Origin of the sequence: Thermogemmatispora carboxidivorans (genome assembly GCF_000702505.1) — a bacterium.
Classification (GTDB): Bacteria; Chloroflexota; Ktedonobacteria; order Ktedonobacterales; family Ktedonobacteraceae; genus Thermogemmatispora; species Thermogemmatispora carboxidivorans.
This window is the reverse complement of record NZ_JNIM01000001.1, coordinates 1,846,688-1,861,856: the sequence shown is the minus strand read 5'-3', so window position 1 is coordinate 1,861,856 and position 15,169 is coordinate 1,846,688. Positions and strand designations below refer to the sequence as shown.

General features: G+C 58.4%; 13 protein-coding genes. 10 read left to right on the top strand and 3 right to left on the bottom strand.

All coding sequences use genetic code 11. From position 1 onward, the window contains the following. The first annotated feature begins 269 nt into the window (after positions 1 to 269). From N688_RS07365 to N688_RS07350, 5 genes are all read left to right on the top strand, one after another. A complete protein-coding gene (locus tag N688_RS07365) occupies positions 270 to 1,664 on the top strand; it encodes an ABC transporter substrate-binding protein (protein ID WP_081838617.1) in 1,395 nt (464 codons plus the stop codon). A 264-nt stretch (positions 1,665 to 1,928) separates the two neighbouring features. After that, positions 1,929 to 2,465, top strand: coding sequence for a hypothetical protein (locus N688_RS07360; RefSeq protein WP_052888677.1), 537 nt, complete (start codon positions 1,929 to 1,931; stop codon positions 2,463 to 2,465). A gap of 110 nt (positions 2,466 to 2,575) precedes the next feature. Then, the gene (locus N688_RS07355; protein ID WP_052888676.1) at positions 2,576 to 2,998 is read left to right on the top strand and encodes a hypothetical protein; all 423 of its coding nucleotides are present in this window, start codon (positions 2,576 to 2,578) and stop codon (positions 2,996 to 2,998) included. A 310-nt stretch (positions 2,999 to 3,308) separates the two neighbouring features. Continuing rightward, positions 3,309 to 3,551, top strand: coding sequence for a hypothetical protein (locus N688_RS22715; RefSeq protein WP_156025336.1), 243 nt, complete (start codon positions 3,309 to 3,311; stop codon positions 3,549 to 3,551). Between the two features lie 47 nt (positions 3,552 to 3,598). Beyond that, on the top strand, positions 3,599 to 4,231 hold the full coding sequence (locus N688_RS07350; RefSeq protein WP_052888675.1) for a helix-hairpin-helix domain-containing protein: 633 nt from the start codon (positions 3,599 to 3,601) through the stop codon (positions 4,229 to 4,231). 42 nt (positions 4,232 to 4,273) lie between these two features. Here the strand turns inward: N688_RS07350 and N688_RS07345 are convergent, their stop codons facing one another. Both N688_RS07345 and N688_RS07340 read right to left on the bottom strand, forming a co-directional pair. Further along, the gene (locus N688_RS07345; protein WP_052888674.1) at positions 4,274 to 5,116 is read right to left on the bottom strand and encodes an aminotransferase class IV; all 843 of its coding nucleotides are present in this window, start codon (positions 5,114 to 5,116) and stop codon (positions 4,274 to 4,276) included. 5 nt (positions 5,117 to 5,121) lie between these two features. Next, positions 5,122 to 5,547, bottom strand: coding sequence for an EVE domain-containing protein (locus N688_RS07340; protein WP_052888673.1), 426 nt, complete (start codon positions 5,545 to 5,547; stop codon positions 5,122 to 5,124). Positions 5,548 to 6,181: 634 nt separating this feature from the next. Here N688_RS07340 and N688_RS07335 point away from each other — a divergent pair. From N688_RS07335 to N688_RS07315, 5 genes are all read left to right on the top strand, one after another. Next, a complete protein-coding gene (locus N688_RS07335; protein WP_052888672.1) occupies positions 6,182 to 7,672 on the top strand; it encodes an APC family permease in 1,491 nt (496 codons plus the stop codon). A 115-nt stretch (positions 7,673 to 7,787) separates the two neighbouring features. Next, positions 7,788 to 8,699, top strand: coding sequence for an alpha/beta fold hydrolase (locus N688_RS07330; RefSeq protein WP_052888671.1), 912 nt, complete (start codon positions 7,788 to 7,790; stop codon positions 8,697 to 8,699). Positions 8,700 to 9,010: 311 nt separating this feature from the next. Then, positions 9,011 to 10,489, top strand: coding sequence for an APC family permease (locus tag N688_RS07325; RefSeq protein WP_052888670.1), 1,479 nt, complete (start codon positions 9,011 to 9,013; stop codon positions 10,487 to 10,489). 191 nt (positions 10,490 to 10,680) lie between these two features. Further along, positions 10,681 to 11,523 (top strand): RibD family protein, encoded by an 843-nt coding sequence (locus N688_RS07320; protein ID WP_052888669.1) that lies wholly within the window; start codon positions 10,681 to 10,683, stop codon positions 11,521 to 11,523. Between the two features lie 366 nt (positions 11,524 to 11,889). Further along, positions 11,890 to 13,473 (top strand): chitinase, encoded by a 1,584-nt coding sequence (locus N688_RS07315; protein WP_052888668.1) that lies wholly within the window; start codon positions 11,890 to 11,892, stop codon positions 13,471 to 13,473. A gap of 618 nt (positions 13,474 to 14,091) precedes the next feature. Here the strand turns inward: N688_RS07315 and N688_RS07310 are convergent. After that, positions 14,092 to 15,051, bottom strand: a complete 960-nt coding sequence (locus tag N688_RS07310) for a DedA family protein (protein WP_081838614.1) — start codon at positions 15,049 to 15,051, stop codon at positions 14,092 to 14,094. Between the last annotated feature and the right edge of the window lie 118 nt (positions 15,052 to 15,169).

Genomic DNA, 15,169 nt, shown 5'->3' with positions numbered 1-15,169 from the left:
GCCCCTGGTCTCGACTTGACTGGCTGCCTCCGGTTAGTCAGTCGGGGCCGGGGGAGTCGTTCCGCTTCCTTCTCAATCTACCGCAATTATCCTTATGACAGCCGAAGAAGCAGGAGCAGCCCAGGTTCTTCCGACATCATCTGTTAGCACCGCGTCCCTCGGACAGCCACCATATTGCACAGAGAGCGTGAAAGAACTATACTGTGAGGTGGTTAACATACACCCCCTATTGCTAGAAGCTCAGTGCGCTGGGAGCCTGGGAGGAACGCATGCCCGCACGCATGCCCGCGCCACACCATCAACAGCAACGGTGCAATGCACAGCCGGACTGGCAGGCTCAGAATCAGCGGGAGCAGCGCAAGCAGGAACGCCTTCGCCGTCGTGCCTTCTTGCAGCGTGCTGTGACCTTGGGCCTGGCCGCCCACTCTGCACTCGCCTTGCTAGCAGCTTGCGATAGCCAGTCCGCCTCGGTCGATGTTTTGACCGTCTGGAGCAGTGAGGAACAGGACTCTTTTCGGGCAGTGGTTGCTCCTTTCGAGCGGCAGACCCAGATCAAGGTGCAAGTGGTCTCCACGCGCGATCAGGATACACTCCTGACCACGCTGTTACGGGCGAATACGCCCCCAGGAGTGGCCATTTTGCCCAACCCGGGCGGAATGCAGCAATTGGCCGCGCAGGGGAAGCTTCTCCCTCTGGATAGCTTCCTGAATATGGAGCTGATCAGACGCGACTACAGCCGTACCTGGATCGATCTCGGGAGCTACAAGGGAGCACTCTATGCGCTCTTCTACAAGGCAGCCAATAAGGGGATCATCTGGTACAACCCCCGGCAACTCCAGGCCCTTGGCCTCCAGGTCCCTCACACCTGGGATGAGCTGATCGCGACCTCTAACGCCATTGCCGCCCGGGGACGCTATCCCTGGGCCATCGGTGTCGAGAGTGCGGCCTCCAGTGGCTGGCCCGCTGCCGATTGGATCGCCGAGCTGTATCTAAAAGAGTGGGGGCCGGAAATGTATCAGCGCTGGGTCAATCACACGATTGCCTGGACCGACCCGACCATCAAGCAGACCTTTCGCCGCTTCGGCTCTATTCTCAACGGCAAGCACTATATCCAAAATGCCCCCACTTCGATTCTGTTGACGAACTTCCAGGACGCCAGCTACGCACCTTTTGAACAGCCGCCGCGCGCCTACTTTTACTATTCGGGCGACTTCGTGCTTGGCTTCGTCACCAGCCGCTTTCCTACCATTGTCCCTGGAGAAGAGATCAATTTCTTTCCTTTCCCTGAGATCAATCCACGCTACGCTGGGGCCGTCACCGGGGGAGCCGATGCCGTGGTTGCTCTGCAGAACACAGCAGAGGTACAGGCCCTGGTGCAATATCTCGCCAGCTCTCAGGCACAAGAGATCTGGGTTCGGCGCGGCGGCTTCACCTCGGTCAATCAGTCCATCCCTATGAGCGCCTATCCTAACCCGGTCGCGCGGGCTTCGGCTCAGATGCTTAGCCAGGCTCCCTATTTCTGCTTTGGAGCCGGTGATCTGATGCCGCCAGTGGTCCAGCATGCCTTCTGGAAAGGGATGCTGGCCTTTATCCAGGAGCCAGATCAGCTTGATACCATTCTGAAATCTATTGAAGTGGTCGCCCAACGTAGCTACCCTACCTAGTCTGTCCTGCTCCAAACAGGCGCGAGACACGGCGGCCCCCCTTGTGAAAAAGGGTCAGAGCGTTGTAAGCTATGACAGAGAGTGAGCCAACAAACAAGCACAACAAGAGCATTGGCCGACAAAGTCAGGAAAGAGGTAACGGGCTGATCGATTCGGCGGCGCGAGCCTCCGACCCCCTGCGCTCCTGGAGCTGAGCAGGGCCGGGTCAGCTAGCCTATCAGGAACACCGCTTTCTCCCGGAAGCGATTGTAGCGAAGGAGCACAATGGTGCCTGAACAGAACAATCCCAACAATCAGCGCAGTCTCCGTGCCTCCAACGGGAGGCCCCTCATTCTGGGCCAGTCCCGCAGCCTCTCCGATTATGAGGCGGCGATGATTCAGCGCATGATTCGTGAGGAACAGCATTCTTCACGAGCACTGGAGATCCCCAAGGAAGACCTGGCCCAGGAGGCGACTACCCGCATGCGACCAGAGGTGGCTGAGGTGGTGGCTGCCAGTCGGGTACGCGAGATTCTGCAGATGTTTAATCGCGACTACCTCTACGGGCAGGGCCGTTTCGACGAGTATGAGGGCGGTTTGCTGCTGAAGTGGGGTGATGGCTACTCGCGCAAGCATATCTGGGTGAGCGTGGAAGATGGCAACCTGCTCTTTGAGACGAGCCATATGCGCAAGTGCAGCAAGCCCTACTGCACTGGCACTCACCATGTGCTCAGCCGCGAGCAGTATACGAATATCGATCTGGTCAATCAGGAGCTGGCCGAGCTGTTCCGCCGCCCCGTTCAGGAGCCAACCGACGACTAAGAGGAGGCGGAGCGAGACGCCCACAAAGACCGGCGCTTCAGGACCGGGACCGGTGACCAGGCCCGAGCAACCAGCGCCGTCCGTCAACCAATCAGCAGGAGTACTAGCCTGTGTCACGATCAGTACTTGCTCTGGAGCGGGATCTCTTCTTCGCGGTGAAGATACGCGATACACTGCGTCATCTGGCCCTGGAGACAATCGTCGTGCGCGATCTGGTCGCCTTCTCGCGAGCACTGGCCGACGACGCTTCCCCCTCTGGAGAGCCGCGCAAGCAGCTGGCACTGGCGATTGTCAATATCTCAACACCAGGTGTGGCCTGGGATGAGGCGATCCGCCAGGCCCGCCAGCATGGGCTGCCAGTGCTGGCCTTTGGCCCCCATGTCGATGTGGATGCCCGCACGAAGGCCCTGGATGCCGGCGCCCAGCGCGTGGTCTCTAACGCCAGGTTGAACAGCTCACTGACAAGCCTGGTGCAGAACCTGCTGACCTCGCCAGAGAAAGCCGATCTCACAACCGAGGACGAGGAAGACTAATCTACCCCTCAGCCCTCTCTAGAACACGGCTGAGCTTGACAGCGTCCCCCGATAGCATGCTATAATAATCGTGTCCCGCAGAGGGATATCCTGAAGCCTATCTCAGGCGACAGCCTTCCGATAGGTGCAGCCCAGAAAGGAGGCGATACCTATGCTGAAGTTGCCTGTTCGCTTACTAGGGATGGTGTTTCAGGTGGACAGAGTTGGCCCGTAAGGGCCATTTTGCAGAGGATTAGTACATGGAGACCGAATCACCCCGATTCGGTCTTCTTTTTTGCTCCCCTGCACCCCTTGCAACTCTCTTTCCCTCATGCTATACTATATTGAACAAATTTTCTACTACCCCCTGGCGCAGCAAAGACAAGCACGAGCAGAGAGGGAAGCAGTACCTTCAGCCCTGGCTTTCTGCTCTATTGCCAATCGGAAGGTAGCCAGAAAGAAAGAAAGAAAGAAAGAAAGAAAGAAAGAAAGAAAGAAAGAAAGAAAGAAAGAAAGAAAGAAAGAAAGAAAGAAAGAAAGAAAGAAAGAGAGGAAACGTAGTCCCTTTCATTAACGATGAGAAGACCAGTCGAGGAGAACAGAACAGCAGGGAGCATAACTATGCATCATATTCTTAAACTTACCCAGACCATTCAAGTGCTGCCGAGCCGGACTGGCTACGAGCGGCAAGCGGTGCAGCAGCCGATGCTTCCCGGGCTGGAGCCGGAGCCTCCAGAGGAGCGCCGGCCTGTCCGCAGCAATCGTCAGCTTGCCGAGGTGCTGGCCAGCGTGGCCGAGCTGCTTGAGTTGCAGCACGGCAATCCTTACCGCATCCAGGCCTACCGTAACGCGGCGCGGGCGATCCTCGCTCTCCAAGAGCCGATCACAGAGATCATCGCGCGGGGTGAGCCACTGCCCATTGAGGGACTGGGTCGCCGCATGCGGGCTCATATCGCTGAGTTGCTGCAGCGAGGGACCCTGACCTTCTCTCACGACCTCCTTCCCCAGGGCCTGCCAGCAGGTGCGCGCCGCCTCCTGGCTATCGAGCATATCGGACCGCGTACAGCCCTGCGGCTCTACGAGGAATTGGGCATCGATTCCGCTGAGAGGCTGTGGCAGGCCGCTAACGAGCAACGCCTGCGTCGGCTGCCGGGCTTTGGTCCTCGCAGCGAGGAGCGCCTGAAGCAAGCTGCTATGCGCGCCCTGCAGCGACAGGAGCCAGAGCCGCCGGCCAGTCTGGGAGGGGCAGCCTGAGCAACCTCTCGCGTAACCCGTCGCCAAATCCGGCCCGTCGTGCTAGAAGCGACCTTGCTCCACCAGGGTAATAAAGCGCTGCTCCAGCTCCCAGGTACGCGGTCCTGGCTGGCCTGAGCCAATCACCAGGTCGTCGATCTGTACTACTGGCATGATCTCCTTCGACGAGGCAGTCAGAAACGCTTCGTCAACAGTAGACAGCTCGGAGAGAGCAAGAGGCCGCTCCTCTATGGGAAAGCGCCCTCGAGCCAGCTCCAGAACGACCGCGCGCGTTACTCCTGGCAGAATGCCCTCCCGCGGCGTCACCAGCGTATCACCTTGGAAGACAAAGAAATTGCTGCGCGTCCCCTCCAGGACCTCCCCTCGCTCGTTGACAAAGAGCGCATCGGCTGCCCCACGCCGCATCGCCTCTTTGAAAGCTCGCACTGCAGCAATATAGCTGGTCGTTTTGGCCTCTGGGGCCTCTCGCTGCAAGCGAGAGGTAATCAGACGCAACCCGCGCTTGAACGCCTGCAGATCGCGCTCAGGTAAGGGCGTAATTAAGACCGCCAGCAGCGGCTCCCCAGATGGAAGAATGCCATCCTCGCTCACACCTCCAGTCACCAGAATACGCAGGGAGGCATGGCGAAAAGGATTGCGCCGAATCGTCTCCTCCAGAAGCGCCTGAATCTCCGCGCGCGTATAGGGAATAGCAAGATCAATAAGCTCCGCAGAGCGATAGAGACGGTCGAGATGATCTTCGAGACGAAACGGACGACGATCGTAGGTACGCAGGGATTCGAAGACGCTGTAGCCTCGCAGCACGGCCACATCGGTGAGAGGGATGCAGGCTTCGTGCGGATGGACCCACCGTCCACCAACGTACCAGACAGCTTGCTGCTCCATAGTCGCTACCCTCGTTCCTCTTCCTCTGGGTCAAGCAGCCCTTGCCCGCGCAACCAGTGCAGAAAGCGCTCCGGCACGGCCATGACTGAGAGACGCGGCTGCCGCACCAGACTCCAATCGGCAAAGAGCTTGCTCGCCTTGATTTCGCGCAGAGTGACCGGGCGCGCCAGCCGACGCTCAAACTCGACCTCGACCACTTGACTGCGGGGATCAGCAGGATCAGGACGCGGCCAGGAAACAACGCGGGCCAGACCCACCAGCGCCGCCTGGGCCCCGCTATGATAGAGCAGCAGCCGATCCCCAGGACGCATCTGCGCGATGAAGCGCACTGCCTGGGGATTGCGCACTCCGTCCCAAACAGTGCGCCGCTCGCCTTCGAGATCGTCCAGCCCATAGTCCGCAGGCTCGGTCTTTACCAGAAAATAGGCCATAGGCTTTCGCTGATCTCTCCTTCTCTCAACTCAGACTAGCGACTTCGGCTGCTCCTTGCTCCCCCAGAGGCGGAGAGATAGCCCGCCGCCCCCTGCAGTCGTGAGAGGCCAGCCAGAGAGAGCATAACACGCCCGGCCCCGTCTGTAAACATCGTTGAGTCGCATCCCTGTTCACTTGTAGCCCATTCAGACACTTGAGGTCTGAATTATCCTGGTAGAATCAGGCAAGGTATTACAAGACATGCTTGATCATCTGGATATGGCTATGTTACAATGCTGAGGCTTCGTCGGACTTTGAGCGTCAGGTATTATACAAGACGCTCTCTGGGATCAAGTTGCAGGTCTCTTGCTGAATCATGAAAGGAGTTTATAAGGGCAAGGATTACTAAAGAGAATAAATAGCAAATGCTGTGAAGGCAGCCTGCCATATTTGAGCAGGAGTAAGCCAGGTGAAGGAGCAGGCAGAGCGAGTCTTCTGTCCTGCCCCCAGTCTCGCTAGCACTCTTGTAATGGGTGAGGGCAAGAGTTGGCCCACAGAGGGCTCCCATCATAGCAATGGGAGTTAGAGTAGCCAGCTGCTCCAGCCCAGGTCACCACAGCTTGCAACAGGCAGAGATGAAAGGAGGAGCGCCCTGTGACAACCGTTCCGCAGCTACGGCCTCGCAAACCACTGACAGCATTTGCTATCGCTGGTTCCACCATAGCCCAGATTGCTCCAGCTTTCTCGTTCTATTTAGGCATGGCGGTCATTACCCAGGGGGTAGGGCTTGGGGCACCTTTTACTATCTTGCTCGCAGCGATCGCCATGTTCATTGTGGGTCTGAGTGTAGCCGCCTTTGCCCAGCGTCATCCCTCAAACGGCTCTCTGGTGACCTTCCTTGGGCTAACCTTCGGTGGTGTTCTCGGCACCGCCACCGCGGTCCTTTTCAGCGCTGCCTATATCCTGCTTCTGGCCTCAGTCATGCTGGCCATCGGCGGCTGGGTCAGCTTCTCGCTGCAAACCTTCTACAACCTAAGCGTCCCCTGGGTGCCGCTGACAATCGTGCTGGCGTTCTTATGCTGGCTTCTGACCTTGAGCGGCATCAACCGCTCGACAGCAGTGGCCACGGCCTCGATGTTGATCGAGGTAGCCGTCTTGCTGGTGGTCTCGCTCCTGTCCTTGCTCCGTCCACCAGCGCCGCCTTCTCTGACTCCTCTTCTTCCCTCGGCCTTAGAGAATGGCCTCACCGGTCTGGGTCAGGCTTTTCCACTAGCTATTTTCTTGTTCATCGGCTTTGAAAATTCGGTGGCCCTGGCCGAAGAGAGCGAGCACCCCCAGAGGAACATTCCGCGAGCTGTCATGCTCAGTCTGGCCCTCATGGCAGTCCTCTACCTCTTCGTGAGCTACGCAACGGTGACCGGTTTCGGCAACAGCGCCAGCCGCCTGGCTCAGAGCACCATTCCTTTCATCGATCTAGCCCAGCGCTATCTAGGCCCTCTGGCGATCCTCACCGCGCTGGCTGGCTTTACCAGCATTGCTGGAACCATGCTCGCCGGCACGAACAACCTATCGCGCGTCATTTTCAACTCGGCCCGCGAACGACTTTTCCCTTATGCGCTGGCCCAGGTCTCTGAGCGCTTCGGCACACCCACCCTGGCCCTGACGCTTCCTTTCGCCCTGGCCCTGGTGCTAGCCCTGGTAGTCGGCTTAGCCAGCAGCGACTGGCTCACAGCCTTCGGCTACCTCTCAACCCTGGGAACCATCCCCCTGATCTTCATCTACGGCGCTGTCAACGTCGCTGTGATTTTCAATCCTGGCCTGGCCCTCTCACCCATACGACGCTATTTGCTGCCGTTGCTTGGGATAGCGAGCATCATCGTACCTCTCTGGGCCTTGCTGCAACCTGGCCAGCAGCCACCCTACAGCTTCTTCCCCTGGATCACGCTGGCGCTGCTGATCGTCGCTCTGCTCTACTCGTGGTGGCGCGTACGCTCTGATCCTGCCTTGCCGGAGCGGATTGGGGCTTTCGGACCGGAGCGCCTGACGACAGCAGAGGCCGCCCAGACCAGTCGCTCAGCAGAGAGCGTCACCCCGGAAGGCAGGCTTGATGCGGCTACCATCGATAGCCCAGAGTCTCAGGTCTAAGGCCAGGCACCATAGACAGGATTCTGCAGAAGGTAACTCACTCAGTTCCTGTCGTGGATAGACCAAAACAACCTATCTATTCTATCGATGATACTCTCTCAAGGGAGATAAGGTCATGCAGCTTGAGAAATCTCGCATTGGGAAAGAACTCCGGGAGGAGAATACCTATACTGTCCGCGAAACGCTGCTGCGGATCGAGCCAACCGTTGACCTGTACATTCGAGAAAAGTGGATCGCGGGACGTGATACGAAGCCGCCAGTAGTGTTGCTACATGGGGCCGGCATGGACGGTAGTGGCTACGATGTTCCCGTGGCTCACGCCTCCCTGGTCAACGCGCTGGCGCAGCATGGCTCGCGCACCTTCGCTTTCGACTTTCGCGGTCATGGCCGCTCCAGCCGCGTCGTCGATGGTAAAAGCGTCACAGTCGAGAGTTCAGTAGCCGATACGGCGGCAGTGCTCGACTTTGTGCGTCACATCACCGGCCAGGAACAAGCCATCCTGATCGGCGAAAGCTATGGAACAATGGTGGCACCAGTGGTGGCAGAGCGCTATCCCGAGCGTGTCGCCGGCCTGGTCTTGCTTGGACTCATCTACGCAGCATTGGCCACGCCGATCGACGAGATGCTGGCAGAGCTGGCCCAGGCCCCCTGCGGCTACGCCTTCACCACAGAAGAAGAGTGGGAGATGTTTGCCCCCTCGGCAGCACCCGCCGTGCTGCAGTGGCACCAGGCCCACTTTGGCACAGCCTACGCTTACCCAGTCGGCCCCTATCTTGAAGCAGGCCGGCTGCCCCATGCCCAAAATCTCAGTCGCATTAGCAGCCCCATCCTCGTGGTGACCGGCGACCAGGATCCCTTTGCTTCTCTGGAAGACACCCAGCGCTTCCTCTCCTCCGTCTCCAGCTCCCATAAGGTGCACCTCCATCAGCCGGGCGTTGGTCATATGCCCTACGTTGAACAGAAGGCTGAGGAAACCAGGCAGGCTATCTGCGAACTGATCAATCGCTGCAGCAGGAACGGTCAATAAACAAAGAACGCAGCTCCCGTCAGCCGAGAGAGAGCCTCTGACGCGACCGCTGCTGGCAGCCTGCCAGCAGCGTAGCAGGATAGCAAGCAGAGCAATAGGCCACTTCTCAGGCAAACGGACCGCAGCACCCGGCTCATCGATACGATCGCAGACTGAAGGAGAGCAGAGCACCTCCAGCCCTCCTCTCACACGGGGGAATGGCGCTCTGCTCTCGGTAAGACCATTCTGGACAGTAAGAGCTTTCAATCCGGAACATACCAGCTGTTCTCTGGCGATAAAGATATTTTTTAGTGAAATTGGAGGGAAATTATATGGCAAAGGAACTTCTCGAAAAGGGCAAGTTAACCTCGGAGTCGTATGTCCCCCAGACCATGCCCGTGCAGCTCAATACCTTCGATATGACAGCCAACTATATGCTCTTGCTCTTCAATATCACTATCTCAACCCTACTTGTGGGCAGTGGAGCTGCCGGTATCAGCTATCTATTGCTAGGTGCCCTGGTTTTCTTCTTCCCATGCGCCATTGTTACCGCCCAGCTGGCTTTGTTATTTCCTCATGAGGGTGCTCTCTATAGCTGGAGTTATAAAGCCCTCGGGCAATACTGGAGCTTCTTCTCAGGCTTCTGCGCCTGGCTCTCCGGAGCCCTCCTCATCATCGGCGGACCGGAGCTATTCGTTACCTATCTGCAAAACTTGCATAGCGGCTGGCTGAGCGAACCCTGGCAGCAGGGACTCGTGATCATCGCCTTGCTCATTTTATCCTGTGTGATCGCTCAACAGCGTGCTCGCTTCGTTCAGAACATCATTAATATATTAACAGTACTTTACTTTCTGGCAGTTCCTCTGATGGGATGCGCCTCTCTGATCTGGCTGCTGGAAGGGCACCCTCTGGCCACGAGCATTGCCCATGCTTCCGACTGGGCCATCGGCCCGGGGAACTTTATTACCTTTGGTTACGCCACCTTTGCCTACCTGAGCACCGAGGTCCCCTTGATTCTGGCCGGGGAGATGTACCCCAAGCGCAAGGTCATCACGCGGCATCTCCTCTGGGGCACCATTATCGTCTTCGCCAGCTACCTGATCACCACCCTGGCGATGCTTATCGTTCAGGGCCAACAAGCGGCCTACAATGGCTTCGCTCCGGTCCTCCTCCTGGACATCGTCTTTGGCAAGTGGATGGGGAACCTGATCCTCGTCTGCATCCTGAGCTACTTTTTCATCGTTCCTGTCTTCTTCAACTCTACCTTCGCCCGCCTGCTCATGGTGGGAGCGGTCGACAAACACTTGCCTCGCCAGATCGGCCTGCTCAATCGGAATCGCGTACCGGGCAACGCCATCATCTTTCAAACCTGCATCAGCCTGACCTTTGCCGCCGTTGTTTTCCTGGTCATCCCCTATCTTTTCGCTCCAACAGCCGCGAGTGAGTTTGCAACCGAAGCCTATAACGTGCTGATCGCTGCAGCCACCCTTGTCTGGGCCCTCTCCGTCATGTTCCTGTTTATCGACGCCTTGATCTGTATCTTCCGTTATCCGCACCTGCTCGACAGCCGTCTGTTATTCCCCAAACCCTTGATGAAACCCGTGCTCTGGCTATGCTGCCTGCCAGGACTCCTCTCTTGCCTGACGGCCATGATTACCACGGTGATCTATCCCTGGATTCCCCAGATCAGCGCCAGCTCCTGGTGTTATATCGTTGGAGGCCTGGCGCTGACCTGTCTGGGAGCAGCCGCGATCGGCGGTATGATTGCCAACAGTGGTGCCCGCTGGCAAGACTTAACGACAACAGAGTGAGATCCAGCAGAGTTCCCCTGCTTGCTCGAGTAGCGTGATAGAAAAAGGGAGCCAAAACGTCCATGTGGCCTCTCCTGCCAGCTTCCTGGCTTGAGAGGCCAGCTCTTATGAGGAGCAGGCGCGACCAGAGATGATATAAATAAGAAAGTCAGGATAGATCTGAGAAGCAGAAAGAGGACGATTGACATACCATGCAGACGTTATCTCCGTTGGAGACCGCTTTTGAGCAGAGAGAAGCTACAGGCCAGGCGCTGCCTCTTCCCTCAGACTTAGCCCACCTCTATGGAAGGCTGGCCTTTCCACCTGCACCAGTGGAGCGCCCTTACATCATCAGCAACTTCGTCGAGACGCTCGACGGCGTAGCCGTTGCCCACGCCGACGGAAAAAGCCTGGATATCAGTGGCGGCAATGAGCATGATCATATGGTCATGGGGCTGCTGCGGGCCTGCGTCGATGCGGTAATCGTAGGAGCGGGCACTCTGCGCGATGCGTCCGAGCATCGCTGGACACCAGACTACATCTATCCCCCGCTAGCCGCCGCATATCGTCAACTACGCCAGCAGCTGGACCAGGCCCCCCAGCCATTGAATGTGATCGTCAGTAGCAGCGGCCATGTCGATCTCAGCCTGCCACTCTTCCACGAACTCGCCATTCGTTCCGTGCTGATTACCACAGTGCAAGGACAGGCTCGCCTCCAAGAGCAAACCCTGCCTCCTACCTTGCATCTGCTTGTGGCCGGCGAGCAGGGACCTCTCCAGGCTCGGGCTATCGTGGAGACGTTGAGCCGCTGGCAGCCGTGCCAGCGTATCCTCATCGAGGGCGGCCCCCAGCTGATGGGTCGCTTCATGGCCGAGCGACTGATCGACGAGCTGTTCCTGACACTGGCCCCGCAGCTCGCCGGTCGCGACGCCAATGAGCTACGTCCCGGCTTCGTCTCTCAGCAGCTCTTCCTGCCAGCCGCTCCCCGCTGGGGCGAATTGCTCAGTCTGAAGCGGGCTGGTAGCTATCTCTTCCTGCGCTACCGTTTCACCTGATTCACGACAGCTCCCCAGGCCAGCTACGCACCCACTCATATAAGCCCGGTCGAGGTCTGGCAGCCTCAATTTTTGCAAACGCCAGTGAGTCTGATTTGCACATCGCTCCAGCACATTCCCCCCCCCTTCCTCTGACCTGGCAGGAACTGAGCTGACAAGCAGTCAGCGGGACAGATCGTTCTCCTAAGGCTAGCCAGAGTGGTCTAGACATCTTGACGATATGATTACGCCTGACTATCATTGGTAATGAAGGATCTGCCGGCAGGGCACGGCTTGCCGCACAACAGAGGCAGGTCGCGGGCACGAAGCCAGCATGCCCTGCTGCGGCTCTTTGAGCATTCCACGGCAAGGAGGAAAGCCATTACTATGTCCAGCAGTCTGCCCAAGGTGAGGTCACGACCTCCTCTGCAGCCTCGCCTCCTGCTCATCCTGCTCTCAGCCCTCCTCATTGTCAGCGGTCTTGCAGCGGCTCTTTTTCTGCGCTGGACAAGCGGAGCCTTTGCAGCAGGCAGCAATCTTGTGGCCAACCCGGGTTTCGAGAGTGGCAATCTGAGCGGTTGGAGCTGCGACCCCGGTGATAGCGTAGTGAAGGCACCAGTACACAGTGGCAGCTATGCCTTACAAATGAATCCTACCGCCTCCACAACTGGACAATGTACCCAGACCATCAGTGTGCAACCCAACAGCAGCTATACCCTCAGTGCCTATGTTGATGGGCCTTACGCCTATCTCGGCATTAACGGCGGGGCCAGCAACTGGACTAGTAGCAGCAGCTACACCCTGTTAAGCGTTTCCTTTACCACCGGAGCCTCGACCACCAGTGTCACCATCTATGTACATGGCTGGTACTTACAGGGAAGCGTCTACGTCGACGACGTCAGCCTGAGCGGGCCTGCGGGCAGCGCAACCGCAACGCCATCCCCCACAGCGACCAGTAGTCCAACTCCAACCCCCAGCCCGACGCCAGCTCCGACCAGCACAGCTACGCCCAAACCTACCAGTACAGTCGCGCCGACCCCGACCCCCACGCCCTGCACCAGCTGCGGCGGCAGCCTGCCGCGCCATGTTTTAACCGGCTACTGGCAAGACTTCACCAACGGAGCCACTCCGCTCAGACTGAGCGCTATTAACTCCTACTACAACCTGATCGCCGTTGCCTTTGCCAACGCCGACCCCTCTCGTCCAGGCGCTGTCACCTTTAGTCTCGACTCCGGACTTTCCTCGGCGCTAGGGGGCTACACTACCGGCCAGTTTATCAGCGACATCGCCACCTTGCACTCTCAGGGGAAAAAGGTCATTATCTCCGTTGGTGGCCAGAATGGCACCATCACCGTAAACGACGCCACCAGCGCTACCAACTTCGCCAACAGCGTCTACCAGCTTATGACCACCTATGGCTTCGACGGCGTCGACATTGATCTTGAAAACGGGATCAATCCGACCTATCTGGCCAGCGCGCTCCGTCAGCTCTCGGCGCTCGCCGGGTCTAACCTCATCATCACGCTGGCTCCTCAGACCATCGATATGCAGTCGACGGCGGGCGCCTACTTCCAGCTTGCCCTGAACATCAAAGACATTTTGACCCTCGTCAATACCCAGTATTACAACTCGGGGACGATGAACGGCTGCGATGGCAAGGTCTATGCTCAGGGCAGCGAGGACTTCATGACCGCGCTGGCCTGTATCCAGTTGCAAGGCGGACTGCGCCCCGACCAGGTCGGCCTTGGACTCCCCGCCTCGCCCTCAGCGGCAGGTGGTGGTTACGTGGCTCCCTCCGTGGTCAACGCGGCCCTTGACTGTCTGAGCCGCGGCACCAACTGCGCCAGCTTCAAACCCTCGACGACCTACCCTGGTTTGCGCGGAGCCATGACCTGGTCGATTAACTGGGATGCCTCGAACGGCTACGCCTTCGCCAATACCGTAGGACCCCACCTCAGTAGCCTGCCCTAGGTCAGCCTGAGCAGAGCACGCAGACTGGCTCTTTCCCTCTCCGCTTGGACGGAGTGCCCCCACTCACAGTCAGTGAGCGCGGCGCACTCCGTCGCTCTCCTGGCAGAGCCTGATCTCCCCACTCACAAGCCTCTTCTTCTTCCCTAAAAGCTCCCGCCTCACAAGGACATATTGGCCAGCAAGCACTATCCCCAGGGCACGAGCCGGTCAGGGGAAGAGGGAACCTCGGGTCACAACAGAAATTCTTTACAGAATCTTTGTAATTGGCTTAGGATTTTTTGATTTCTTCCCCCTATTATAGGGAGCAGACAGACCCCTATGGTTCCTGCTGTCAAGATCAACGCCTGGGAGGATTTCCCCCACCCCCGTTCCTCCGACCAGCACTCCCAGGCGTTGATCTCCCCCCAGTTCCCAAGTGATGCGGTCTACCCACCCTGCACTCTCTCGCTATCACCCTCCCATCGCTTCTAGCCCCTCTGCCCACGGCAGAGAGCAGCCTTCACCCCGTTACGTTACAGGACCATCTGTCAGCCGCTTCAGCCTTATCAATACCAGCCTATAGACAAAGAAGGCCGGCCAGGGCCAAAGCCCTGCCGGCTACACTGCTCTGCTGCCCTCTTACTGGCGAGGGTAAGGACCCGCTGGCCCTCTCTGCCCCTCTACCGGCCAGTGTGGACGATAATCCTGTCCCTGCACAGGCGACCCCTGCCAGGGTTGAGAGAAAGGAGGAGACTGGGGAGATGGCGCTGGCGGCGGAGCCGGAGCATTCGACCAGGGTGGCCCAAATGGCGGCTGCGTCATCGGCTGTCCCCACGAAGCCCCCTGGGGGGTAGCCTGGGAAGCTGCAGTGGGCAGCCGCTGCTCACCAGGGCCAGCAGTCAATGGTCCCCGACCAGCCTCCTGCTGCTGGGCAGCCGCAGCAGCATGGGCGGCGCGAGCCCGCCTATCGTTGCGAATATGCCGCCAGACATAGAGCACGACCAGCACCAGCAGAGCCAGCACGATCACGCCATCGAGGCTGTGAAAGAGAGGGGCCAGCGTCTCCAGATGGTTACCCAGGACCGTGCCAGCGTAAGCCAAGAGCAGGCACCAGGGCAACGAACCCAGGAAAGTATAAAGGCAAAAGCGCCCAAACGGCATCTTTGTAATGCCAGCAGGCAGCGAAATGTAGGTGCGCACAACGGGCAACAGGCGGGAAAAGAACGCCGTCGCGCTCCCCCACCGCCTGAAGAATTCATCTGCCTTATCGGCATCATGCTGCGAGATCAGGACATAGCGGCCATACTTGAGCATCAGCGGACGCCCGCCAGAGGCTCCAATCGCATAGGCCAGCATCGAGCCAAGTAAGCAACCAAGGGAGCCGGAGAGGGCCACCAGCAGCAGAGCCAACCAGGAGTTCAGGCCAGGAAGCAAGCGACCCTGAGCGAGCATCACTCCGGCCAGAGGCATAACAATCTCGCTGGGTAACGGAATGCAGCAGCTCTCGATCGCCATCGCCACGATGATCCCTAACAGACCCGTCGAGACATAGAGATTGGTGATCAAGCTGGTCAAAGTCTCGATCAACTGATTCAGCAAAACACGGCCTCCTTTGTAAGGCAAGCTCCTGCACTTTTGCCCAATCCTAGCACACGCTGCCGACGGACGCCAGGGAGGGGGTACCAACGCCTCTTTGGGGACAGGTCCCTGGCTGGCA

Bases quoted from the DNA above. Each gene is read 5' to 3' on its own strand.
- N688_RS07330 (WP_052888671.1), top strand. From the start codon at position 7,788: ATGCAGCTTGAGAAATCTCGCATTGGGAAAGAACTCCGGGAGGAGAAT.
- N688_RS07325 (WP_052888670.1), top strand. From the start codon at position 9,011: ATGGCAAAGGAACTTCTCGAAAAGGGCAAGTTAACCTCGGAGTCGTAT.
- N688_RS07340 (WP_052888673.1), bottom strand. From the start codon at position 5,547: ATGGCCTATTTTCTGGTAAAGACCGAGCCTGCGGACTATGGGCTGGAC.
- N688_RS07315 (WP_052888668.1), top strand. From the start codon at position 11,890: ATGTCCAGCAGTCTGCCCAAGGTGAGGTCACGACCTCCTCTGCAGCCT.
- N688_RS07345 (WP_052888674.1), bottom strand. From the start codon at position 5,116: ATGGAGCAGCAAGCTGTCTGGTACGTTGGTGGACGGTGGGTCCATCCG.
- N688_RS22715 (WP_156025336.1), top strand. From the start codon at position 3,309: ATGCTATACTATATTGAACAAATTTTCTACTACCCCCTGGCGCAGCAA.
- N688_RS07320 (WP_052888669.1), top strand. From the start codon at position 10,681: ATGCAGACGTTATCTCCGTTGGAGACCGCTTTTGAGCAGAGAGAAGCT.
- N688_RS07365 (WP_081838617.1), top strand. From the start codon at position 270: ATGCCCGCACGCATGCCCGCGCCACACCATCAACAGCAACGGTGCAAT.
- N688_RS07360 (WP_052888677.1), top strand. From the start codon at position 1,929: ATGGTGCCTGAACAGAACAATCCCAACAATCAGCGCAGTCTCCGTGCC.
- N688_RS07350 (WP_052888675.1), top strand. From the start codon at position 3,599: ATGCATCATATTCTTAAACTTACCCAGACCATTCAAGTGCTGCCGAGC.